The sequence below is a fragment of the Klebsiella sp. F11 genome (assembly GCF_056712265.1).
This window is the reverse complement of record NZ_CM160060.1, coordinates 2,011,239-2,034,313: the sequence shown is the minus strand read 5'-3', so window position 1 is coordinate 2,034,313 and position 23,075 is coordinate 2,011,239. Positions and strand designations below refer to the sequence as shown.

Genomic DNA, 23,075 nt, shown 5'->3' with positions numbered 1-23,075 from the left:
TCCTCTTACTGTGATGATGCATCCATTGTGGAGAGCGAAATAGCGGGTGTCCGGGCAGATGCCGTCGGTTTTGCTGCTTCAACCGCATTCACCACTACGCCGGGAGCGACTTTCATCTGGCCGTCGACCACCACGCGGTCGTTGGCTTTCAGCCCCCCGATGACGAGCCACTGCCCGTTGCGCATCTCTCCCGTCCTGATGTCCACCTGCTGGATCTTGCTATCGGTGCCGACGGTATAGACATAAGGCGTCCCTTTATTGGTTCTCATGACCGCCGCCTGCGGGATCATCAGCCCATCGGTCGCCAACCCCTGCTGGACGTTGGCATGGACAAACATTCCCGGCAGCAACTCCCCGTGTTGGTTCGGGAACTGCGCGCGCAGCGTCACGGTTCCCGTGCCTTCATCGACCTGAACTTCTGTGAACTCCATCCGCCCCGTCTGCGCGTATTGCGAGCCGTCCTCGAGAGTCAGCGTGACCGCCGCTTCATGCGAACTTGTTTTTTCCAGCTGGCCGCTTTCCAGCGCCCGGCGGAGCTTTAACAGACTGCTGGAAGACTGGCTGACGTCGACATAGATGGGATCGAGCTGAGTAATGGTGGCCATCGCACTGCTTTGCCCATTGCTGACCAGTGCGCCTTCGCTGACGCTGGAACGGCCGATACGCCCGCTAATCGGCGCCCGAACCATGGTGTAATCAAGGTTGATCTTCGCCGTTTTGGCGCTGGCTTTCGCCTGCCCATAATCCGAGACCGCAGAATCATAAGATTCCTTACTGATGGCGCTCGCTTTAATTAAGGTCCGATCCCGGTTGAGCACCTGCTGCGCTTTAAGCAGTTGCGCCTTGGCCTTTTCATAATCGGCCTCATAGGTGGCAGGATCGATCTGATACAGCTGCTGACCGGTCTTCACATTGGTTCCCTCTTTAAACAGCCGTTTAAGGATGATGCCGCCAACCTGCGGACGCACTTCAGCGGTACGGATAGCCGAGGTGCGCCCCGGCAATTGCGCCGACATGATGATGGGTTGCGTTTTTAGCGTCACAACAGAAACCTGAGCGTTTTGTCGCTGGTGTCTCGCATCGCCGGAGCCCGAATTATCGCAACTGGCGAGCAGCAGGCAGGCGCATAAGAGAGAAATTTTGCTTTTCATGGTGAGCCCCATTTTTTTGAGAGTAATCATTCTTATTACTTTGTAAAGAAAAATCAATTTATTTATAGTTCATTACCAATGACATTTACTTTCGGTGCTTAATCTTAACCACGAGAAAATACCATTCCAGTTAATAGTTTTCCTCAGAAATCGCATGCCATCGGCTCTAATAATCCCGCAAGTCTGTTTCAGATACGAACGATAACATTACTTCATATTAACTTCACAAAGTTAAAATAATACTTATATATCGGCAACGCGTTCTCCGTAATAACCATTGATTTACTAATGGGTTAAATTCACGAAAATTATATTGAAAAAAAATTACAACCCCTGAGGATTAAGTTGAACTGGCACACAACGGTGCCGGAGTCCGGGATACCGCCAGAGTTCTTAAGGTTGGTATCAATACCGTCATCCGGACATTAAAAAGCTCTCGCCGTCCCGGATAACCTCTTCCCCTGACGCTCATGCCTATGTGGCACTCATAGCAGTGGAGCTTTGTTGGCAGTAAAGTCCGCTGGCTCTGGTATGCTTAAAACAGCAAAACGGGTGGCGTACTGGCCTGTACCTTCGGCCCACGCACCGATGAGACATGTCGGGAATTGTTGGCCCTGCTGACGCCCTTTAGCATCGGCATGATTACCAGCGATAACTGGGGCAGTTATGCCAGAGTGGTGCCGAAGGAGATACATCTGACTGGTAAAATATTTAATCAGCTCATTCATCGAGAAATACATGTCCTACTAGTTGGAGGCACTAACGCTCACGGATATCTATCGATTGAAGGCATTACCATAAAAGTATATAACACGATTTGTCATTGGGAAATTCGCTTTTGCAGATTAATTCCGTTCCTTTCTTTCGTCAGAAATAAAAACAACAATCTTCACAATGTAACCATATTTATTTCATTATTGATCGATATCATTTTTAGTAGATTTTGGGTCTTGACACAGATTTAGTGGTAGTAATAGGTGATCGACAGGTACCAGCCGATGATCTTATCGTGCATTTCCTCTGGCTTTGAGAAGCAGATAGTCTTACGCGCAAGTCGCTTAAGATGAGTCCGCAAATTGAGGTTATGTCTCTCTATACGCTGGGTATATTTTTCGCTGATAACATGGCTTCCTAAGGCCAGTAAACTCAGGTAAACAGGCCAGGCATCCTTCATCCAGAAGGCAATATTAAACCGGCCCAGCAAAACCAGAAGACGCTTCAGAGTCAGCGCATTACGGGGATCGAATACATGGGCGAGGACCCGCCTGCGGATGCGGTCGTAAGCATAAAATAACCACCGGGGATTGCCTTTACAGCGGACATATGACCACTGTTCATCCGCTTCATAGCAGATAACAACCTCCGCGCCGGGTTCAGTGCACTGTGCTACCTGAAGGGGGGGCAGTTTTTTAGATGACGGAGAACGGTGTTGAGGCTTATCTTCAGCCCCCTTGCTGTATCGCGACATCCGGAGCCATTCATTGCCATATCAATAATGGACTGAAGAGCTTCAGGTTTAGCGCCGTTGTAGCGATAGTTGAGCTGGAAGGTTTTCAGGCATTGATTACAGCGATAGAGTTGCATGCCCGAGCTGGAGTGACCGTTTCGGATGACTCCCTGAGTTTCAGGACAAACTACATCAATCCTTGCCATCATGTACGCAAAAGACGAAGTATACTACAACACTGAATTCGCATCACGGCCCGATTTTGATGTCAATACAGCAGCCGTTTCAGTCATTCCTGCAGACCAAAATATCGAACAATTGATTAAATTAATACAACAGCGGTTATTATAAATAAAATTTGAAAATTATGATGAAACAAAATACGTCCAAATCGGCGGGTTTCCGTTGGTTTAAATGGCTGTTGCTACTCGTTGTTTTACTGATTGCCGCCGGCGTGATATGGCGTTTATTACCGCAGGGCAAAGGTCCGCAAAGCGGCGATTTTCCACCTGGCGGTGGGCCGGGCGGGCATCCCGGCCCAATGGCCGCGATGGGCGGCGCCACCCTGGTACATAGCGGTACCGTCAGCGCGGCGGACGTACCGGTATACCTCAACGCACTGGGCACCGTGATCCCCAATGCCACGGTTACCGTCACCAGCCGGGTGGATGGTCAACTGGATAAAGTGTACTTCACCGAAGGGCAAAAAGTGACTGCGGGCCAACTGCTGGCGCAGATTGACCCTCGTTCCTATCAGGCAACGCTAAAACAGTATCAGGGCGAGCTGAACGAAAATAAAGCGCTACTGCAAAGCGCGGAACTGACGCTCGCACGCTATCGTAAGCTGTATGCCCAGGATTCGCTGGCTCGCCAGGATTTGGATTCGCAAATAGCCACCGTCGGCCAGTATCGCGGCGCGGTAGCCTCCGACGAGGCGCAAATCGCCAGCGCGCAGTTGAACATCGAATATGCGCGGATTGTCGCGCCGGTCAGCGGTCGCGTCGGCCTGCGACTGGTCGACCCGGGCAATATGGTACAGAGCTCCAGCAGCACCGGGCTGGTCACCATCACCCAAATGCAGCCTGCGGCAGTCACGTTCAGCGTTCCGCAAAGCAATATCCCCGAGCTGGTCAAAGCGCTGCATAACGGTCAGACATTGCCCGCCACCGCTTTCGATCAGGACGGCAGCAGCAAGCTTGACGAGGGGGCGGTAAAATTTATCAGCAACCAGATTGATACCAGCACCGGCACCGTCACCCTGAAAGCGGAGTTCCCTAACCAGAATGAGGCGCTATACGCGAACCAGTTCGTTAATTTGCGCCTGCAGCTCCGTCTGCTGAAGCAGGCGACGGTAGCGCCTTCTCAGGCCCTGCAACTGAGCAGCGACGGCAACTTCGTCTACGTGATTAATAAAGACAATACGGTCACCCGGAAAGCGGTTACCCTCGGCCCGGTATATCAGGATAACCAACAGGTCATCTTATCCGGGGTCGCGCCGGGAGACCGGCTGGTCACCGAAGGTATCGACCGCCTGAGTAATGCGAGTAAAGTGTCGGTGGTAGACGACGGGGCAACCTCAAGCAACACGACGGCTAGCGTCAAATGAACCCGTCCAGTCTCTTTATCCAGCGACCGGTCGCCACCATCCTGCTGATGGTGGGCGTCCTGATTAGCGGTATTTTCGCCTACCGCTTTCTGTCAACCTCCGCGCTGCCGCAGGTCGACTATCCGACTATCCAGGTCACCACCCTTTACCCCGGCGCCAGTCCGGACGTGATGGCCTCATCGATCACCTCGCCGCTGGAGCGCCAGCTAGGGCAGATGGCCGGTCTAAGCCAGATGACCTCCACCAGCTCCGGCGGTTCGTCTATCATCACGCTGAAGTTCTCGCTCGATCTATCTCTGGACGTTGCCGAGCAGGAAGTGCAGGCCGCGATCAACGCCGCCGACAGCCTGTTGCCGAGCGACCTGCCGAACCCGCCGACGTATAAAAAGGTCAACCCGGCGGATAGCGCCGTCATCACCCTTGCCGCCAGCTCTGATACGCTGCCGTTGACCGACGTGCAGGATCTGGTCAATACGCGGGTGGCGCTCAAGTTATCGCAAATCTCCGGCGTCGGCATGGTGACCCTGGCGGGCGGCCATCAGCCGGCGATCCGCGTGCAGATGGATCCCAAAGCGCTGGCGGCGCACGGACTGACGCTGGAAGATGTGAACACCCTGATTAGCAACAGCAACGTCAATGGCTCGAAGGGCGGCTTCGACGGCCAGTACCATTCGGTGACTATCGATGCCAATGACCAGCTGCGCACCGCGCAAGAGTATGGCAACTTAATCCTGACGTATCAGGACGGCGCGGCGCTGCGCCTGAAGGATATCGCCCATATTGAGCAGGGACCGGAAAACAGCTTCCAGTCGGCATGGGCCAATAACAGCCCCGCGATTGTGATCAGCGTACAGCGCCAGCCTGGCGCGAACGTTATCCAGGTGGTGGATAATATTAAAGCTCGCCTGCCGCAGCTGCAGGCCGCGTTGCCGGATGGCGTGAAAATGACCATCCTTTCGGACCGCACCCAGACCATTCGCGACTCGATAAGCGATGTACAGTTCGAGCTGATGCTCTCCATCGCGCTGGTGGTGATGGTCACTTTCCTGTTTCTGCGCAGCGTGGCGGCGACGCTGATCCCCAGTATCGCCGTACCGCTGTCGCTGATCGGTACCTTCGGCGTGATGTACCTCGCCGGCTTTAGCCTGAATAACCTGTCGCTGATGGCGCTGACCATCGCCACCGGCTTCGTCATCGACGATGCCATCGTGGTAGTGGAAAATATTTCCCGCCGGCTGGAGGAAGGCGAGCCTCCGATGCAGGCGGCGCTCAAAGGTTCGCAGCAGATCGGCTTTACCATCATCTCGCTGACCTTTTCGCTGATAGCGGTGCTGATTCCGTTGCTGTTTATGGGGGATGTCGTTGGACGGCTGTTCCGCGAATTCGCCATCACCCTGGCGGTGTCGATACTGGTCTCAATGGTGGTATCGCTGACCCTGACGCCGATGCTCTGCGCCTATCTGCTGCACCATATTCCAGCGGAAAAACAGTCCCGCTTCGCCCGCAAAGGGGGCGAGATGTTTGATGCCCTAATCCGCTACTACGATCGTCTGCTGATCCAGGTACTTAACCACCGCCGGCTGACATTGCTGGTGGCGCTGGCGACCTTCGCGCTGACCGCCGTATTGTATATTTTCATCCCCAGGAGCTTTTTCCCGGTGCAGGACACCGGACTGATCCAGGGGGTGACCATCGCCTCGCAGGATGTATCGTTTAACGAAATGGCGAAGCGGCAGCAGGCGCTGGCGAAAGTCATTCTGCAAAACCCATCGGTAGAGAGTCTCTCTTCAACAATCGGCATCGACGGCAGCAACACCAGCCTGAATAGCGGCCGGCTGCAAATCAACCTGAAACCCTTCGACGAGCGCGATGATAAAGCCGCCGCGATCATTAAACAGCTCCAGCAAGCGGCGAAACAGGTGGTCGGCATTCAGCTGTACCTGCAGCCGGCGCAGGATTTAACGGTCAACGACCAGGTGACGCCAAGCCAGTATCAGTTCACCCTTGATGATGCCGACAGCGAGAGCCTGCTCACCTGGACACCACAGCTGGTCAGCGCGCTGCAAAAACGCCCGGAATTTAACGGCGTGGTGAGCAATCTACAATCGCAGGGCCGCGTGGCCTACGTCTCCCTCGATCGCGATAAAGCCGCGCGTTTCGGCATTACCGCGTCCGACGTCGACACGGCGTTGTACAACGCCTTCGGCCAACGTCTTGTCTCCACCGTCTTTACCCAGGCGAATCAGTACCGCGTGGTGCTGGAGGTGAAAACGCAATATCAACAGTCGCCGGCCTCTTTTAACGACGTTTGGCTGCAGCCGTCGACCAGCAGCGACAGTTCATCTTCGTCTTCAAGCTCATCTTCATCAGGCTCCACCAGTTCATCGAGCTCTTCCGGCAGCTCCGACAGCACCAGCGGAATGGTGAAATTAACCGCCATCGCCACCATTCATCAGCGTACCGGTTCGCTGATGCATATGCGCCTGAATCAGTTCCCGGCGGTAATGATCTCGTTCAACCTCAATAATGGCTACTCGCTGGAAGATGGACAGAAAGCGATTAGCGAAGTGAGCGAACAACTGCAGCTGCCGACCAGCATCACGCTACGCTATCAGGGGGAGACCGCCGCCTTCCAGAGCGCCACCGGCAACACCCTGTGGCTAATCCTCGCGGCGTTGCTGACAATGTATGTGGTGCTGGGGATCCTGTACGAAAGCTTTATCCACCCGGTGACTATCCTTTCCACGCTGCCCTCGGCGGCGGTGGGCGGTCTGCTGGCCCTGATGCTGGCCGGTTCCGACTTCAGCCTGATCGCCCTGATTGGGGTGATTCTGCTGATCGGTATCGTCAAAAAGAACGCCATTATGATGATCGACTTTGCGCTGAAGGCGGAATACAAACAGCGGCTCAGCCCGCGGGAGGCGATCCACCAGGCCTGCCTGCTGCGTTTCCGGCCGATCATGATGACCACCATGGCCGCGCTGCTCGGCGCGTTGCCGCTGATGCTGGCCTCCGGTTCGGGCGCCGAGCTGCGTCAGCCGCTGGGGCTGGTGATCGTCGGCGGTCTGGTCGTCAGCCAGTTGCTGACCTTGTTTACCACTCCGGTTATCTACCTGTGGTTCGATGGCATGGCCGCACGCGGCAACCGTTGGGTGAAACGTAAGCAGCAGACACAGGTTAAGTGATGAATATGACCCGGTTGTTTATTTTCCGTCCGGTGGCCACGCTGCTTATCACCCTGGCCATCCTGCTGCTGGGGGGGCTTGGCTATCGGCTGCTGCCCGTGGCGCCGCTGCCGCAGGTCGATTTCCCGACCATTATGGTCAGTGCCAATCTCTCAGGCGCCAGCCCGGCAACCATGGCGGCGACCGTCGCCACGCCGCTGGAGCGCGCTCTCGGGCAAATCGCCGGCATCACCGAGATGACCTCCAGCAGTTCGCAAGGGTCGTCGAGCATTATTTTGCAGTTCGATCTCGATCGCGATATTAACGGCGCCGCCCGTGACGTGCAGGCGGCGATCAATGCCGCCCGCAGCCTGTTGCCGAGCAGCATGGAATCGCTACCGACCTACCGTAAGGCCAACCCGTCCGATGCGCCGATCGTGATGCTGGCGCTGACGTCAGCCTCGCGTTCGCCCGGCGAACTGTACGATCTGGCGGAAAGCAAAATCGAGCAGGCCGTCGGCCAGGTGAAGGGGGTCGGCGAAGTGTCGTTAATGGGCAGCGCCTTGCCAGCGGTGCGCATCGATCTGCAGCCACAGAAGCTGACCCACTACGGTATCTCGCTTGACAGCGTGCGCAGCGCGGTGGCTAATAGCACCACCAATCTGCCGAAGGGGATGCTGCAGGGCGACAGCCAGTCATGGGTAGTGGATGGCAACGGCCAGCTCGACAAGGCCGCCCAGTACCGCAATTTGATTATCTCCTACCAGGACGGCAAGACCTTGCGACTGAGCGATGTTGCTAACGTCTATGACTCCGTTGAGGACAAATATCAGGCCGGCTATCTCAACGGCAAACCTTCGGTGATGATCGGCATTATGCGCCAGGCCGGCGCCAATATGCTGGAAACCATCGATGCGATTAAAGTGCAGCTGCCGGCGCTGGAGAAAAACCTGCCCGCCGATACCCAGCTTAAAGTGGTGGTGGACCGTTCAACTACGGTACGTGAATCGCTGTACGACACCGAAGAGACCCTGCTGATCGCGGTCCTGCTGGTGATCGCGGTGGTTTTCGTGTTCCTGCGCAACTTGCAGGCGGTGGTGATACCGGCGCTGGCATTGCCGGTATCGTTGATCGGCACCTGCGCGGTGATGTACCTCCTCGGCTATAGCCTGGATAACCTGTCGCTGATGGCGCTGATTATTTCCACCGGCTTTGTCGTCGATGACGCCATCGTCGTGCTGGAGAATATCGCCCGTCATATCGAAGAGGGGCTCAGTCCGTTGCGCGCCGCGCTGCGAGGGGCGCGCGAGGTGAGCTTCACCGTCCTGTCGATGACCGTCTCACTGGTGGCGGTGTTTATTCCGATCCTGCTGATGGGGGGTATTGTCGGGCGCCTGTTCCGCGAATTCGCCGTCACGCTTAGCGTGTCGTTATTGATCTCCATGTTTGTCTCCCTGAGCCTGACGCCAATGCTCTGTTCGCGGCTGCTGAAGAAAAAACCGCCGGTCAGCCAGCGACGGCATCCGATTTATCAACGCATCGAGAATCAGCTTAACCACCTGCTGAGCGGCTATTCGCGCGGACTGAACTGGGTGATGGAGCATCAGAAACTGGTGATGCTGGGCCTGATGCTGACCGTGATGCTGAACATTTTTCTCTATAGCGTGGTGCAGAAAGGATTCTTCCCCAATCAGGATACCGGTCTGCTGATGGGGGCGCTGCGCGCCGATCAGAATATCTCCTTCCAGGCGATGGCGCCCAAAGTGCAGGCATTCACCAAAATCATCGAAGCCGATCCGGCGGTGGATAGCGTGATGTCGTCGATGGGCAGCGGCATGTTCGGTTCGCGCAACAGCGCCAACTTCTTCGTCCGGCTGAAGGATCTCAGCGAGCGAAGCGCCACCGCAACCGAAGTCGCCAACCGGCTGAGCATGAAAACCAGCCATTTCCCCGGGGGGCAGATGTTCCTGATGGCGGCGCAGGATCTACACATCGGCGGGCGCAGCGCAAACGCCAGCTACCAGTATAGCCTGCAGGCCGACGATCTCGGTCTGCTGCGCACCTGGACGCCGAAAGTCCAGGCGGCGCTGGCGGCGATTCCGCAGCTCAATAGCGTGGACTCCGATTCGCAAACCGGGGGACAGGAGGTGGTTATCCAGATCGATCGCGACCGCGCCACCCGTCTCGGCGTTAACGTCAACATGCTCGACACCATGCTGAACAACGCTTTCAGCCAACGACAGATCGCCACCCTGTATCACACCCTCAACCAGTACCATGTGGTGATGACCCTTGCGGATAGCTACACCCGCGATCCGGCGATATTGCAGGAGCTGTATGTCGTCAACGACGATGGCGACCGGGTACCGCTTTCGGCATTCTCCAGCTTTGTCGGCGGCAATGCCCCGCTCTCGGTGGCGCACCAGGGGCAGTCGGCCACCAGCACGGTGGCGTTTAACCTTAACGACGGCGTATCGCTGGAGCAGGCGCAGGCGTTGATTAAAAATGCGATGGCCAAAATTGGCCTGCCTTCCTCAGTGCAGGCCGGGTTTCAGGGCACAGCGAAAGCCTATGAGGAGCTGACGGCGACCATGCCGTGGCTGATCGTCGCGGCGCTGGCGGCGATTTATATCGTGTTGGGGGTGCTGTATGAAAGCTATGTCCACCCGCTGACGATCCTGTCGACGCTGCCCTCGGCGGGCGTCGGCGCCCTGTTGCTATTGCTGTTGACCAATACCCAGCTTACGGTGATCGCGCTGATCGGCATTATCCTGCTGATCGGCATCGTCAAGAAAAACGCCATCATGATGATTGATTTCGCCCTTGATGCGGAAAGGCGGCTGGGAATGACGCCGCAGCAAGCGATCGTGCAGGCCTGCCTGATTCGTTTCCGGCCGATCATGATGACCACCCTCGCCGCCTTCTTTGGCGCCTTGCCCCTCGCTTTAGGCAGCGGCGGCGATGCCGATTTACGCAGCCCACTGGGGCTGGCGATCGCCGGCGGTCTGGCCCTCAGCCAGCTGCTCACCCTGTTCACCACGCCGGTAGTTTATCTCTGGCTCGATAGTCTTAGTCGCGCGACCCGCCGTCAGTGGCAGCGCTTGCGCCATGCAGGATCCTGATGAATGAAAATGTCGTTACCTATGACTTCGGTCATCTGTCTATTATTGCTTAGCGGTTGCACCGTAGGCCCGGATTATCAGCGCCCGACGATGACGATGCCGTTGCATTATAAAGAAGCCCGCGGCTGGCGCCAGGCGGCGCCGCAGGATAGCGTCGGCAAAGGCGAGTGGTGGGCGGTCTATCGCGACCCGCAGCTTGACAGCCTGCTGCGCCAGGTCAGCATCTCCAACCAGAACGTGGCCAATTATACCGCCCTGTATCGCCAGGCTCAGGCGCTGGCGGCGGGGTCGCGCGCCGACCTCTTCCCGACGCTCGGTTATGACGCCAGTTCGACCCGTAGCGGCAGCCGCAGCAGCGGGCAACGCACCACCGGCAATACTCACCAGGCAGAGCTGAGCGCCAGCTGGGAACTGGATTTGTGGGGCAAACTGCGCCGCACTCTCGAAGAGAACCGCGCCAGCGCCGAGGCCAGCGCCGCCGAGCTTGCCAACATCACCCTCAGCGCGCAGTCCGAACTGGCGCAGGACTATTTTCAACTGCGGGTGATGGATGAACAGATCGCCCTGTATCAGCGCAGCGTCGCCGCTTATGAAGGCTATCTGCGGGTGATAAACAATAAATATCAGGCGGGCAGCGAATCGCGGGCTACGCTGGCGCAGGCGCAGATGCAGCTGGAGAGCGCGCGCGCCTCCGCCCTGGATTATCAGTGGCAGCGCGCGCAGCTGGAGCATGCCATCGCGCTGCTGATCGGCAAGGCGCCGGCGCAGTTCAGCCTGCCGGCGGCGAAGCTGACCGCGACGCTGCCGGCGATCCCACAGGCGCTGCCGGCCCAGCTACTGCAACGGCGCCCGGACATTGCCGAAGCGGAACGCAATGTGGCAGCGGCAAACGCCGCGGTGGGCGTGGCGATCGCCGGTTACTACCCGGATCTGACCTTAAGCGCCAGCGGCGGCGTCAGCTCCTCGGCGTTGCACAATTTGCTGTCGTTGCCGAATCGCGTCTGGTCCCTCGGTCCGTCACTAAGCGGCACTGTGCTGGACTTCGGCGCCACCTCGGCGGAAGTCGAACAGGCCCGCGCCGCCTATGACGCGAAGGTGGCCAGCTACCGGCAAACGGTGCTGGAAGCATTGCAGGAGGTGGAAAATTACCTTGTCGAGCTGAACACCCTGCAGGGCGAGGTCGCCTCGCAGCAGCGGGCCACCGTCGCCGCGCAGGAGTCGGCGCGGGTCACCCGTAATCAGTATGACGCGGGAATGATTGATTATCTTGATGTCGCCACCACCGAGAACAGCAGACTGAGCGAACAACAAAATTTATTGTCTCTGCAAAGCACTCAATGGGTCGCGAGCGTTAAGCTGATCGTCGCGCTGGGCGGCTCCTGGGGTTAACGAGCGCATATATCCCGCGGTACCGCCCTGCTTTCGGGAGAAACAAACGGGCAAATAAAATGGCCTGGCAGGCCATATTTTCATCATATTTTTTGCTAAGAATAACCTTTTGCGCGATTTAGCGAGAGAGCGATGACGAAGCTACCCGTTGACGAAAATGCACCGCCTGTTTTGATTGTGGAAGATGAACTAAAACTGGGACAACTCCTCAGCGATTATTTGCTGGAGGAGGGATTTGCCCCAGCGTTGATCCATCGGGGCGATATGGTGCTCCCCTATGTTCTTGCTACTCCCCCTCACCTGATTTTGCTGGACCTGATGTTGCCCGGTATGGACGGTCTGTCGCTTTGTCGGGAAATTCGTCGTATTTCCGAGGTTCCGATCGTCATGGCTACGGCCAGAACTGAGGAAATCGATCGGCTGCTGGGGCTGGGGATCGGCGCAGATGATTACATCAGTAAACCATACAGCCCGCGTGAGGTGGTCTCGCGAGTCAACGCTATCCTGCGGCGCTGCAAACCCTCATGCGAACGACAGACGCCTCCCAATACCAACAGTCCGCTGATCATCGATGAAGAACGTTTTCAGGCATCATGGCAGAATAAACAACTGGATCTGACGGCCGCGGAATTCCGCCTGCTGAAAACGCTCTCTCAGGAAGCAGGAAAAGTCTTTTCACGCGAGCAGCTGTTGAATCATCTTTACGATGATTATCGCGTGGTAACCGATCGTACCATTGATAGCCATATCAAAAATCTGCGCCGTAAACTACAGATGCTGGATGCCAGGCGGACATTTATCCGCGCAGTATACGGCGTTGGTTACCGCTGGGAAGCCGATGGTTGCCATCTGGCGTGACGACTAAATCCGAACCATATTCCCACGCCATAAAATAGCGGCGGCTGCGTTCGGCAGCGCCTCTTTACCGGTATCGGTCACATCCCGCTATGAGTGATAATCGGGCGGCACATCATTCGCGTTTTCCTGCTCGTCCCAGGCATATGCCTGCGGGATCTTATTCCCTTTCGCATACATGCACTGTACATAGGTAACATTATACTGATCCTGCAATGAGCTGCGGGCACCGCCGCTGTTATTACCGGCAATAGCGCTACCGACCAATAATCCACTGGCCGCGCCAACGGCTACGCCCCCCGCGGCGCCTCGGGGTCCCCCGGCGCTACCAATAAGAGCCCCGGCGGCGGCGCCAATTGCCGTGCCAGCCGCCGCCGTCGCGACGCCATTATTATTGGCATTATTCGCTTCGCCGCCCACCGCGCGGGAGGCGGCGTTACGGCATATCACATCGTCATGTTGAAAGCTTTCATACGTTTTGCCGCTCCCGGGCAGGACCATTACCGTCGGTGCCCGGGGAGGTGAAACACAGCCCGCCAGGGCGATCGCGGATAAAATCGCCATGCTCAATACAACACATTTTTTCATCGCAATACCTTCTAATTCGGTTCGACTACTTTCATCCATCCCTTAGGACACCGCGGTACTTGTGGATAAAATCCCTGCGATTCCGGGCAGTAGTACCTAAAGTGAGGTTTTTTCTCCACCCAGACCTGCACCTGCGGAGCTGGAACGGCAGGTACAGGCGGTGGGTAAATAACAGGTTCTGGTGAGAGCACAATGACCGGGCCGAACGGTCCTGGCCACCACGGTTCACCCGGGCGCCAGCCTGGACCCGGCCCAGGGCCAGGCCACGCCATAGCCGATGAACAAAAAACTATAGCAACTGCAGCGCCTGCGATAGATGGGGTCCAGCGTCTCATAAGTCTTACCTTCTATTTTCTTTTCACTGAAAGCCAGCAATGATAGCGGTAGGCACCTTGGTTCCGGCCACTCACCAGAACATAAAAGGTGCTGGAATTCATGTTGTTACTTTACCTTCATCTCGCCAGAAGGTTTGCCGTCGCCGGGTGGTGGTTGCAGTGGTTTTTACAGGTAGACTGGCAATAAAACAGACAATACGGTGGCAACAGGCAGAAATGATTTTCGTATCTCTTGCTCCGGCGACTTTTCACTGAAAGTAGCGCTCAACAGCAGATTTTTTGTGTATATATTGCGGTTTAAATCGACATAGTTATTTCAATTTATGACATTAATTTTTATCTTCGCCAGCCAGGCAAAAATACCTTCCGGCCGGTTTATCGGTAATGCATCCAATTAGTAGAACATGTATTTCTCGATGAATGCGCCGATGACTTTTTCGTGCAATTCGATGGAACGTGAAAAACATATTGTTTTGCGTGCCAGCCGCTTGATACGGGTTCGCAGCGTCAGATTGTTTCGCTCAATGCGCTGTGTGAAAATTTTACCCGTCAGATGTATCTCCTTCGGCACCTCTCTGGCGTAGCTTCCCCAATCGTCGCTCGTTATCATGCCAATGCTGAAGGGGGTCAATAACGCCAGCAGCGCCTGACATGTCTCATCATTACGGGGGCCGGACGTATAAGCCAGAACGCCCCCTGTTTTGGTGTTGTAGGCATACCAGAGCCAGTGCTGCCGGGCTTTACTGCCGACAAAGCCCCATTGCTCATCGAGTTCACAGATAAGAGCCACATCTGCATGGGCAACCGGAGAGGATGTTATTCGCTTCGGCGCGAGTTTTTTAAAGTGCGGATGACGGTGTTAATGCCGATTTTTAGCGTTCTTGCCGTATCCCGGACACCGGCACCGTTGAAGGCCATTTCGGTAATTTTCTCTTTGACACCCGGCTTACGGGCTTCATAGGTATAGGTGAGTAAAAACACGCGGTGGCAGTCACGACAGCGAAATCTGTCACGGCCTTTAGGGTTCTGACCATGGCGATAAACCTGAGCAGACTGACAACGGGGACAATGAACGTTAACGCTGGCCATGAGAAAACCTCAAAAGCGGGTATTATACATCATTCAACTAATTAGAGGCATTACCCATCAACAATTCACGGTGTAAAAAAGCTAAATGACGGATTTCCAGGATTCATTGAAACCCTTAAGCGTTTAGGGGCTAACATTCAATGAAAATTGGAAGTATAAATATATTAGGAGAAATTATGAGTAACAGAATTGATAAAACCATAGAGCTAGTCAAGGTCTCTTTCACTTCGCGATTAAAGGGTACTTTAAATTTGCCGTCATCAAAAAGTTCATCAACAAGAGCTTTATTGACATCAGCTGTAACTACCGGAGAAAGCAAAATAGCAAACGTAGCTACTGGTTTTAATACAATCTCCATGAAAAAAAACTGCGAACGCCTTGGAGCAACATATAAAGAAAAAGACGGGATTCTCATAGTGAATGGTATCAACATACATTCAGTGAATAATCCTATTGATTTTGATCCAGGTAACTCTGGAGTAGTCCTGCGACTCTTCATGGGGATAGCAGGGTATCTACCAGAGTCAAGATTTACTACAGAGTACGAAAACTCATTAGGAGTTCGTTCTCAGACAGAAATGGTACATGCCCTACGAATGCTGAATGTGCATTGTGAGTCAATGGGCGAGGATGATCGCCTCCCTATAAAAATCAAATCAAACAGAAAGCTGGCAAACTATACCGAAGTTTCTTGTAGGAAAAGTTCTCAGTTTTTAAGTGGTTTGCTTTATCTTGGCGCAATTGGTAACGAAGACCTTACGATTCGTGTAACCGATAGTATAACAGCACCATCAATGGTCCATACGACCATAAACAACCTTAAGCGGGCTGGTGGTGAAATATCATTCGATACAGACTTCAGAACATTTTTTGTTAACGGCAAAAAGCAACTTACTGCAACTAATTTTGAAGTAGGTTCTGACCCTGCAAGCACTGCCGCAATATTAGCTCTATGTGGATCAATGAACTCCGATGTCATATTGAGTGGTTTTTTCGAGGAAGAGCTTGGAAACGGTGCTGTAATCCAATATTTACTCGACAGTGGCACAGGCATTGAGTTCCTTGCAGATAACAAAATCCGTATTTCCGGTACTCCTGATATCCGCCCTTTGGATTTTGACGGTTCGCTCGCTCCAGATGCTGTGCCAGCATTAGCTGCAAGAGCTGCATTTGCAAATGGTACCAGTACTTTCTACAACATCGAACATATTCGCTACAAGGAATCTGATCGCATTTCCGACTTTAGGCGAGAGCTCTCAAAACTCGGAGTTAAATCTGATGAAAAGCAAGATCAGCTGATCATACATGGGAATCCCGTGGGATATGATGGAGGTGTAACCCTGGACGGCCACTATGATCACGGATTGATAATGGCACTCACGACAATCGGAATGCATTGCAGAGAACCAATACTGATTAAAGAACCCTATCACGTGGGGCAAACCTATCCTGAATATTTCTCAGAGGTCAAATACCTTGGAGCAGAAATCAGTGAACTCGCAAAAAAAAATTCATGAAGATTATATTATTAATTGAAAGGAGTTATACATGTGTGGGATTGCTGCAATATATGGTACCAGCTCAAATTCAATAGTTGATATTGAAGGTCCACTTTTTTCGATGATGGAGAAGATCGCACATCGTGGCGATGCATCAAATTTTAATGAACATTTGGTTAAGAATAATTTTGGACTCGCAACAAATCGTCTGGCGATCGTTGAGAGGGATTGTGCAAGGCAGCCAGTATCAGACAATGAACGCGATATTCATGCTGTTCTTAATGGCCAAATATTTAATTATAAGCAAATTCGCGCAGATTTAGCAGAGATTGGGTATAAATTTGAAGGCGCGGGAGATACGGAAGTTCTGCTTAAAGCATATATAGAGTATGGGCCTTCTTTTGTCGAACGTCTTGATGGTATGTTTGCTTTTGTTATTGTAGATAACGATAAAAATACATTCCTTATTGGCCGAGACCATGTCGGAATCAAGCCCTTATATTATGTGCAAAAAGATAATATCTGGTATGTCGCATCTGAGATGAAGTCATTGCTGAGCCTCGCATCAGATATCAAAACGTGATGTAGCCCCCTGAAACACCGGACAGTAGCTGTATCTCCAGATAAGAGATAGGCTTAAATATATGTCTAACAACCATGTTAATTTTGAGATGACCGGGATCCTGTTAGGGCAAGAAGCCCGTAAGCGTAAGACTCCGCAAGAGAAAATTGCCATCATCCAGCAAACAATGGAGCCGGGTATGAATGTCTCCCACGTTGCTCGTCTGCACGGTATTCAGCCCAGTCTGCTGTTTAAATGGAAGAAGCAATATCAGGAAGGTAGCCTCACCGCCGTTGCGGCCGGAGAGGAAGTGGTTCCGGCTTCGGAGCTGGCGACTGCACTCAAACAGGTCCGGGAACTACAGCGTCTCCTGGGTAAGAAGACGATGGAAGTTGAGATCCTCAAAGAAGCGGTGGAGTACGGCCAGTCGCGAAAATGGATAGCGCACGCGCCCTTGTTGCCAAAGGACGGGGAATAGCTCTGGTTAGTCGCACCATGAGCGTGTCGCGTGCGCAGTTATCACTGCGGGTGAGCCGCTCTGCCGACTGGCAGGACAGGCGCAGCAACCGGCGTAATGACGAAGCTGATGCAGAGATACTGTCGGAGATCCTCGGCATCATCAGCGACATGCCCAGCTACGGTTACCGGCGGGTGTGGGGTATCCTGCGTAAGCAACGCCGTGTAGAGGGACTTCCACCGGTGAACGCCAAACGGCTTTACAGGATAATGAGCGAGCATAACCTGCTGTTGTTGCGTGATAAACCAGAGCGTCCGAAGCGGGAGCATAAAGGCAAAATCGCGGTAGCGGAAAGCGATATGCGCTGGTGTTCAGACGGCTTCGAGTTCGGTTGTGACAACGGCGAGAAGCTTCGGGTGACGTTCGCACTGGACTGTTGCGACCGGGAGGCCATAGACTGGGCAGCGAGCACGGGAGGCTACGACAGTTCAACGGTACAGGATGTGATGCTGAGGTCAGTGGAAAGGCGCTTCGGTAGCACGCTGCCGGGTAAACCAGTGCAGTGGCTGACAGATAACGGTTCAGCGTACACCGCGCATGAAACGAAGAAGTTCGCGCGAGAACTGAATCTGGAGCCGTGTACAACAGCGGTGAGCAGCCCACAAAGTAACGGCATGGCCGAACGGTTCGTGAAAACGATGAAGGAAGATTACATCGCGTTCATGCCAAAACCAGATGTGGGAACAGCGCTACAGAACCTTGCAGCGGCGTTCAATCACTACAATGAAAATCACCCGCACAGTGCGCTGGGATATCACTCTCCGAGAGAGTACCGGCGGCAGCGGGCATCGTTAACTTAAGATACAAAAGCTGTCCGGAGATGGCGGGTCAAGATCACTTGGGGCAAATACCGAGATAAAACCATCAATTAGCGGTATATCAACATAATCGCCTAATTTTTGGACGGCCATTATCAATTGTGCCAATGAAAAAGTGCAGAATCAAATCCGAAGAGAAGATCAATTGACCTTCAATCATTTTTTGCTCATGAGGTTATGTAGAAGCATAGTAACGATCGTTATGTACATCGGAATGCTTAAACAAGATTTATGTAACCCACACCTATTGGTGGTCATTCTGGTGGTCTTGACAGAGAGTGGTTTTAGGTTTAGCTTATTTTTTAGCCAGTTAATGGCTAAGGCGATCCCAGTCAGAGGAGCCATATTTAGAGAAGCCCGCTTAAGGAAACTTAAGCGGGCTTTTTCATGCCTCTTTTTGAATATTTATCTGATGCAGATTCAAAAAGTTAGCGTGAAAGGTCTTCCAGGGGCATCTTCAGTTTACCCTCCGCATCGGGAAAAGTTGGTGCTCAAATCCGGGGTCAGGTTAAATGGTTCGTTCTACCGGGATACTTACACCGTTTTTTGCGTCGATGAATTGACACTGAAACTACGGGTTTCGCTATTTTCGTCAGACATGTTTAGTGATATCCAGCCGATATACCCGCACGGCGTTCTGGTAAAACACCGCATGAGCCTCCTCGTCAGTCAGATCTTCGGTCAGTAGATCAAACGCCTGATAAAGTTCACTTAGTCCACTGTAGAGCTTGTCCACAGGGAAATTACTGGCGAACATCACCCGTCGCGTACCGAAAATCGTCAGAATTTCCTCTACCCATCCACGCACGCTGGCCAGACTCCAGTGCGGGAAGACCATACCGAGGCCGGAGATCTTCACGGTAACGTTCTCGCAGGCTGCCAGCAAACGCAGCCCGGTTTGCCATTCGCGGCGGCCGTCAGCATCTTGCTTAACCGGCATTCCGGCGTGATTGAGGATCAGCGAAATATCAGGGAAGCGTCGGGCCAGAGCCGCAGCCGCCGGTATCTGATGCGGCCAGATCTGTAAATCAAATGAAAGCCCGTAGCGGGCCAGGAGGGCGAATCCTTTCAGCCACTGGCCATCCTCCATCCAGTCGCTGCGCGAGGTAAAACGTTTTCCTGCATCCGGGTGCCAATTAAGGATATGACGCACACCGCGTAGATTCGCAAAAGCGGTTTGCGCTTCCAGCGTGGCCTGAACGTCCGGCTGTTCCAGCGCCGCCCGCGCTACTATCCCATGCGGAAAACCCCGCTTATCCGCCAGCGCCTGGAGCAAACGGGTTTCTCCGACCGGATCGTCGGGAATGTAGCCGCTATCCAGATGCACGCTTTTCACCACGCCAGCGGCACGCACGTCTGCCAGGTAATCATCAATCCAGTAATCACCGGCAATCGGCGCAAGATCAGGGAAGATATCCATCGGCCGGTCGGCGCCGGGCTGTAGCCAGGGATAGGCGTAGTGCGAAGGGAGCCACAGATGATGATGACAGTCAACGCGTTCAATATTGCGCATCAATGGGATCCCTCCCCTGGTTTTTTCGCCACCGCCAGCACGGTAACGATAATCAAGCCGGTAACCAGATAGCGCGTTCCGGGGCTAACCTGCAAAATGTTGAGCATGGTGATCGTCAGCACCAGCAGCATTGCCGCGCACCAAACCCCCAGCGATGTGGCATAGCCACCCGATACCGAGGTGCCGCCGAGGATCACGCAGGCGATCGACATCAGCTGATAGTCCTGCCCGAGATCCAGAGTTGCACCACCAACAAAGGAGGAGAGCAGCAGGCCACAGAGCGCAGCGAACAATGAAGAAGCGATATAGGCGGTAAACAGCGCACGCTTAACCGGCAGCGCCGTCAGCTGCGCCGCACGCATATTCTGTCCGGTCGCCAGCAGCGTGCGTCCTGTACGGTTTCTTTTCAACCATAGAGCAATCCCCACCGCCAGCAGCATAACTGCCACGGCCAGCAGCGGCACGCCAAGCACCCGCATACCCACCGCGTCAGCAAGCATCGACGGCGGCAGCGGGCTTGCCCCACGGGACCAGGCGATCGCCAGCGACTGCGTAACAAAGGCTGAGGCCAGAGTGGCGATCATCGGCGGTATTTTCAGCCCCTGGATCAGCAGCAGATTGAACAGGCCGCAGGCAACGCCCACCCCGACCACCGCCAGCAGCGCCAGCGGAATCGAGGCGTTACTGGCATGAGCAATGCCGAGGCCAACGTAGGCGGCCAGGGTCATCACGCCAGGCACCGAGAGGTCGATATTGCCGCTGCCGCAGGAGATAACCAGCATCTGCCCCAGCGCTACCAGCACGTAGAAGGTCGCGAACTGTAGCGAAATAAGGAGCATGCCCATCGCCCCCTGCCCGCGGGAAAACACCATTGCGACAATCCATACCGCCAGCGATCCCGCGCAGGCCCAGATCCACGGACGGCTTTGGATAAAGTTCAGCGTCTGTGTTGTTGCAGGTTTCATACTCAGCCCCCCCGCCGCGCGGTAAAGGCGCGCAAACTCAGCACCATGATCAGTAATCCCCCCTGCAGGCACAGCTGCCAGTCGGTAGAGACGTTAAGAAAAGAGAGCACAGATCCCGTCAGCAGCATAATGATCGCCCCAACCACAGCGCCAATCGGCGAGATGATCCCGCCGCTGAACTCCGCGCCGCCGATGATCGCTCCGGCAATTGCCAGCAGGGTGTACTGATTACCAACCCAGGGATCGCCGGTGGTGTTGATTCCGGTGAGCACGAGTCCGGCAACAACGCCAAGTACACCCGCCAGGCCATAAAGCAGCGCGCGGATCGTCACCAGCGACCAGCCCGCCCGGGCAATCGCCGCCTGATTACCACCCGCCCCACGCAGGATCGTCCCCATCGCGCTACGCATTAGCAGCCAATGGCCCAGCACCGCCATCACCAGCGCCACCAGCACCGGCAGCGGCACGAAGGGCGGCCGCCAGCTGGTGATCTGTGACAGCCATACCGGAGCCTGCCCGCCCGGGCTGGGTAGCACCAACAGCGCGGCGCCCAGCCAGACAAAAGCGGCACCCAAGGTCATCACTATCGAAGGCAGCTGCCGCCAATGGATCAATATCCCCATCCCGGCATATAGCAGCACGCAGAGCGCCAGCGCCAGCCAGCCCAGCAGCGGGTCTGTCTGCAACAGCGTGGCGGTGATACAGCAGACCAGCGATATAAAGGAGCCAATGCCCAGATCGACATCGCCCAGCGTCAGCACGCAGAGCTGCGCCAGGGTGGCAAAGATCAGCGGCAGGGAAAACTTCAGCAGCAGCGTCCAGCCAAAATAAGACATCACGCGTGGCTGGAGCCACAGGGTTAGCGCCAGCAACAGTACCAGCGCGACCAGCGGGATTGCCGTGCGTAGAGTAGCCAGCGGAATACGGTATGCAGCCGGTGGATTCAGTGGGTTAACGGACATTGACACCCCCCTCACGGAAAGAAGCGCGAATTAAGCGGTCCTCACTGTATTCATGCTGGGCGAAGCAGTCGGTGATCGCGCCGTCCTTAAAGACGTAGATGCGGTCGCAGATAGTCAGTTCGGCATTTTCAGTGGTAAACCAGACAAAGCTACAGCCGCCGCTCAGTCTGCCGCGAACTTCGCGATAGAGTTCATTTTTAGTGTGGACGTCCACGCCGCGCAGCGGGTCATCAAGCAGAACGACATCCGGCTCACAGGCCAACGCCCGCGCCACCAGCACCTTCTGCTGGTTGCCGCCGCTCAGTCCGCTAATAGCATCATCAACCGACGGCACGCGAATGCTGAGCTTCTCGCGCCAGGTCAAGGCCACCTGCCGCTCTGCCGCCAGATCGATCATCCCACCGCGGCTCAGCTTATCCAGCAGGCCAATCGTCAGGTTTTCGCCCACCGACCACAGCGGGAATAGCCCTTCGTTCTGACGATCTCCGGCCACGTATACCGCGCTGCCGGTAACCTGCATCTGCCGGTCTTTACCACGGGCGCCGGAGAGAATGCGCAACAGCAGCTCGCGCTGGCCCTGCCCCGCCAGCCCGGCCAGCCCCACGACTTCACCGGGGCACACGTAAAACGGCATCTCGCTGTTGCGGGTGGTCGCCAGCTCTACGCATCGCTGCCCCTGATCCTGCTGCCGCGGCGGAGGAATACTCTCCAGCACGCCAGCGGTCACCATCCCCATACGATCGATCAGGTCGGCTTCTGATAAGCCTTGCGAAGCCTCCAGTGCCGAAATGTGCCCATCGCGCATGATGACGATATCGTCGCTGTACTCGACGATTTCCCGCAGCTTATGTGAGATAAAAATACAGGCAATACCGTACTGACGAACCTTGCGGGTAAACATTAGTAGTTGCTTCGCCGCCGACGGGTCGAGCGACGAAGTGGGCTCATCGAGAATAATCACCCGCACCGGAGTCGCGGTGACGGTAAAGGCGCGGGCTATCTCCACCATCTGCCGCTGAGAAAGCGTCAGATCGCTGACCAGGCTATTCACATCAATACCGTGGCCAGGGAAGATCAGATCCAGCGCGCCTGCGCTCAGCGCCTTCGCTCGCCGGCGCCAGCCGAACCCGCCCAGATCGCCGTGCAGCACGCGGATATTCTCAAATACCCGTAGGTTCGGGCAGAGAGACAGTTCCTGAAACACGCAGCGGATGCCGCGCTGATAGGCCAGCCGCATGCTGTAGTGCGCCGAAACGTCCTCATTCGCGATAAGAATGCTGCCCGCCGACGGCAGCAGCGTACCGGCCAGAATTTTAATCAGCGTGGATTTTCCTGCCCCGTTATGACCGAGAATACTGACCATACGTCCGGCACGGATAGTCAGATCGGCTTCCGCCAGGGCAGTCACGGCGCCGAAATGCCGTGACACCTTTGCAAGAGTGATAATTTCGTGCTCGGCATGCGGTGGAGCCGGCTCGAAACTGAACATCTCT

At 55.0% G+C, this 23,075-nt stretch carries 16 protein-coding genes and 1 pseudogene; 9 read left to right on the top strand and 8 right to left on the bottom strand.

Annotated features, from left to right (window positions below; all coding sequences use genetic code 11):
- Nucleotides 1-5: 5 nt before the first annotated feature.
- The gene (locus tag AC1M2H_RS10005; protein WP_480152316.1) at nt 6-1,181 is read right to left on the bottom strand and encodes an efflux RND transporter periplasmic adaptor subunit; all 1,176 of its coding nucleotides are present in this window, start codon (nt 1,179-1,181) and stop codon (nt 6-8) included.
- Between the two features lie 317 nt (nt 1,182-1,498).
- Here AC1M2H_RS10005 and AC1M2H_RS10000 point away from each other — a divergent pair.
- Nucleotides 1,499-1,882 (top strand): annotated as a pseudogene (locus AC1M2H_RS10000) (IS1 family transposase); the annotation flags it as partial.
- A gap of 230 nt (nt 1,883-2,112) precedes the next feature.
- Here the strand turns inward: AC1M2H_RS10000 and AC1M2H_RS09995 are convergent.
- Nucleotides 2,113-2,804 (bottom strand): IS1 family transposase gene (locus tag AC1M2H_RS09995; RefSeq protein ID WP_480151898.1). Its coding sequence is split into 2 segments (ribosomal slippage): nt 2,113-2,555 and nt 2,555-2,804, totalling 693 coding nucleotides; the frame shifts between segments, so codons are not numbered across the junction.
- A gap of 164 nt (nt 2,805-2,968) precedes the next feature.
- On the opposite strand from AC1M2H_RS09995, the gene AC1M2H_RS09990 reads away from it, so the two are divergent.
- The 5 genes from AC1M2H_RS09990 to baeR all read left to right on the top strand — a co-directional run bounded on the left by AC1M2H_RS09990 (nt 2,969) and on the right by baeR (nt 12,737).
- A complete protein-coding gene (locus AC1M2H_RS09990; RefSeq protein ID WP_480151897.1) occupies nt 2,969-4,204 on the top strand; it encodes an efflux RND transporter periplasmic adaptor subunit in 1,236 nt (411 codons plus the stop codon).
- Nucleotides 4,201-7,389: an efflux RND transporter permease subunit gene (locus AC1M2H_RS09985; RefSeq protein WP_480151260.1), complete on the top strand. Its 3,189-nt coding sequence runs from the start codon at nt 4,201-4,203 to the stop codon at nt 7,387-7,389. The genes AC1M2H_RS09990 and AC1M2H_RS09985 overlap by 4 nt, the downstream gene beginning before the upstream one ends.
- Entirely contained in the window at nt 7,389-10,490 is a 3,102-nt protein-coding gene (locus tag AC1M2H_RS09980) for a multidrug efflux RND transporter permease subunit (RefSeq protein ID WP_480151896.1), read from the top strand. The genes AC1M2H_RS09985 and AC1M2H_RS09980 overlap by 1 nt, the downstream gene beginning before the upstream one ends.
- A 3-nt stretch (nt 10,491-10,493) precedes the next feature.
- Nucleotides 10,494-11,879: an efflux transporter outer membrane subunit gene (locus tag AC1M2H_RS09975; RefSeq protein ID WP_480151259.1), complete on the top strand. Its 1,386-nt coding sequence runs from the start codon at nt 10,494-10,496 to the stop codon at nt 11,877-11,879.
- Nucleotides 11,880-12,011: 132 nt separating this feature from the next.
- On the top strand, nt 12,012-12,737 hold the full coding sequence (baeR, locus tag AC1M2H_RS09970; RefSeq protein WP_480151258.1) for an envelope stress response regulator BaeR: 726 nt from the start codon (nt 12,012-12,014) through the stop codon (nt 12,735-12,737).
- Between the two features lie 87 nt (nt 12,738-12,824).
- Here baeR and AC1M2H_RS09965 read toward each other — a convergent pair whose 3' ends face one another.
- Both AC1M2H_RS09965 and AC1M2H_RS09960 read right to left on the bottom strand, forming a co-directional pair.
- Complete coding sequence (locus tag AC1M2H_RS09965) at nt 12,825-13,298, bottom strand: glycine zipper family protein (RefSeq protein WP_480151257.1); 474 nt, start codon at nt 13,296-13,298, stop codon at nt 12,825-12,827.
- Between the two features lie 753 nt (nt 13,299-14,051).
- Nucleotides 14,052-14,746 (bottom strand): IS1 family transposase gene (locus AC1M2H_RS09960; protein WP_480151256.1). Its coding sequence is split into 2 segments (ribosomal slippage): nt 14,052-14,500 and nt 14,500-14,746, totalling 696 coding nucleotides; the frame shifts between segments, so codons are not numbered across the junction.
- A 140-nt stretch (nt 14,747-14,886) separates the two neighbouring features.
- On the opposite strand from AC1M2H_RS09960, the gene aroA reads away from it, so the two are divergent.
- The 3 genes from aroA (at nt 14,887) to AC1M2H_RS09945 (ending at nt 18,124) form a co-directional block, all read left to right on the top strand.
- Entirely contained in the window at nt 14,887-16,263 is a 1,377-nt protein-coding gene (gene aroA / locus AC1M2H_RS09955) for a 3-phosphoshikimate 1-carboxyvinyltransferase (protein WP_480151255.1), read from the top strand.
- Between the two features lie 31 nt (nt 16,264-16,294).
- The gene (locus AC1M2H_RS09950; protein ID WP_480151254.1) at nt 16,295-16,828 is read left to right on the top strand and encodes a carbapenam-3-carboxylate synthase domain-containing protein; all 534 of its coding nucleotides are present in this window, start codon (nt 16,295-16,297) and stop codon (nt 16,826-16,828) included.
- Nucleotides 16,829-16,916: 88 nt separating this feature from the next.
- Nucleotides 16,917-18,124 (top strand): IS3 family transposase gene (locus tag AC1M2H_RS09945; protein ID WP_480151850.1). Its coding sequence is split into 2 segments (ribosomal slippage): nt 16,917-17,238 and nt 17,238-18,124, totalling 1,209 coding nucleotides; the frame shifts between segments, so codons are not numbered across the junction.
- Between the two features lie 610 nt (nt 18,125-18,734).
- On the opposite strand, the gene AC1M2H_RS09940 is transcribed toward AC1M2H_RS09945, so the two are convergent.
- Genes AC1M2H_RS09940 through AC1M2H_RS09925 form a run of 4 tightly spaced genes read right to left on the bottom strand, consistent with a single transcriptional unit; the run spans nt 18,735 to nt 23,071 of the window.
- Entirely contained in the window at nt 18,735-19,655 is a 921-nt protein-coding gene (locus AC1M2H_RS09940) for an amidohydrolase family protein (RefSeq protein ID WP_480151253.1), read from the bottom strand.
- Nucleotides 19,655-20,620, bottom strand: coding sequence for an ABC transporter permease (locus AC1M2H_RS09935; protein ID WP_480151252.1), 966 nt, complete (start codon nt 20,618-20,620; stop codon nt 19,655-19,657). The genes AC1M2H_RS09940 and AC1M2H_RS09935 overlap by 1 nt, the downstream gene beginning before the upstream one ends.
- Before the next feature lie 2 nt (nt 20,621-20,622).
- Entirely contained in the window at nt 20,623-21,582 is a 960-nt protein-coding gene (locus AC1M2H_RS09930; protein WP_480151251.1) for an ABC transporter permease, read from the bottom strand.
- Nucleotides 21,572-23,071, bottom strand: a complete 1,500-nt coding sequence (locus tag AC1M2H_RS09925; RefSeq protein ID WP_480152315.1) for a sugar ABC transporter ATP-binding protein — start codon at nt 23,069-23,071, stop codon at nt 21,572-21,574. Before AC1M2H_RS09925 ends, AC1M2H_RS09930 begins: the two co-directional genes overlap by 11 nt.
- Nucleotides 23,072-23,075 lie beyond the last annotated feature (4 nt).

Excerpts from the sequence above, each read along its gene's own strand:
- AC1M2H_RS09930 (WP_480151251.1), bottom strand. The coding sequence starts at position 21,582 with ATGTCCGTTAACCCACTGAATCCACCGGCTGCATACCGTATTCCGCTG.
- AC1M2H_RS09965 (WP_480151257.1), bottom strand. The coding sequence starts at position 13,298 with ATGGCGATTTTATCCGCGATCGCCCTGGCGGGCTGTGTTTCACCTCCC.
- AC1M2H_RS09990 (WP_480151897.1), top strand. The coding sequence starts at position 2,969 with ATGAAACAAAATACGTCCAAATCGGCGGGTTTCCGTTGGTTTAAATGG.
- AC1M2H_RS09985 (WP_480151260.1), top strand. The coding sequence starts at position 4,201 with ATGAACCCGTCCAGTCTCTTTATCCAGCGACCGGTCGCCACCATCCTG.
- AC1M2H_RS09935 (WP_480151252.1), bottom strand. The coding sequence starts at position 20,620 with ATGAAACCTGCAACAACACAGACGCTGAACTTTATCCAAAGCCGTCCG.
- AC1M2H_RS09925 (WP_480152315.1), bottom strand. The coding sequence starts at position 23,071 with ATGTTCAGTTTCGAGCCGGCTCCACCGCATGCCGAGCACGAAATTATC.
- aroA (WP_480151255.1), top strand. The coding sequence starts at position 14,887 with ATGAAAATTGGAAGTATAAATATATTAGGAGAAATTATGAGTAACAGA.
- AC1M2H_RS10005 (WP_480152316.1), bottom strand. The coding sequence starts at position 1,181 with ATGATTACTCTCAAAAAAATGGGGCTCACCATGAAAAGCAAAATTTCT.
- AC1M2H_RS09940 (WP_480151253.1), bottom strand. The coding sequence starts at position 19,655 with ATGCGCAATATTGAACGCGTTGACTGTCATCATCATCTGTGGCTCCCT.
- AC1M2H_RS09950 (WP_480151254.1), top strand. The coding sequence starts at position 16,295 with ATGTGTGGGATTGCTGCAATATATGGTACCAGCTCAAATTCAATAGTT.
- AC1M2H_RS09980 (WP_480151896.1), top strand. The coding sequence starts at position 7,389 with ATGAATATGACCCGGTTGTTTATTTTCCGTCCGGTGGCCACGCTGCTT.
- AC1M2H_RS09975 (WP_480151259.1), top strand. The coding sequence starts at position 10,494 with ATGAAAATGTCGTTACCTATGACTTCGGTCATCTGTCTATTATTGCTT.
- baeR (WP_480151258.1), top strand. The coding sequence starts at position 12,012 with ATGACGAAGCTACCCGTTGACGAAAATGCACCGCCTGTTTTGATTGTG.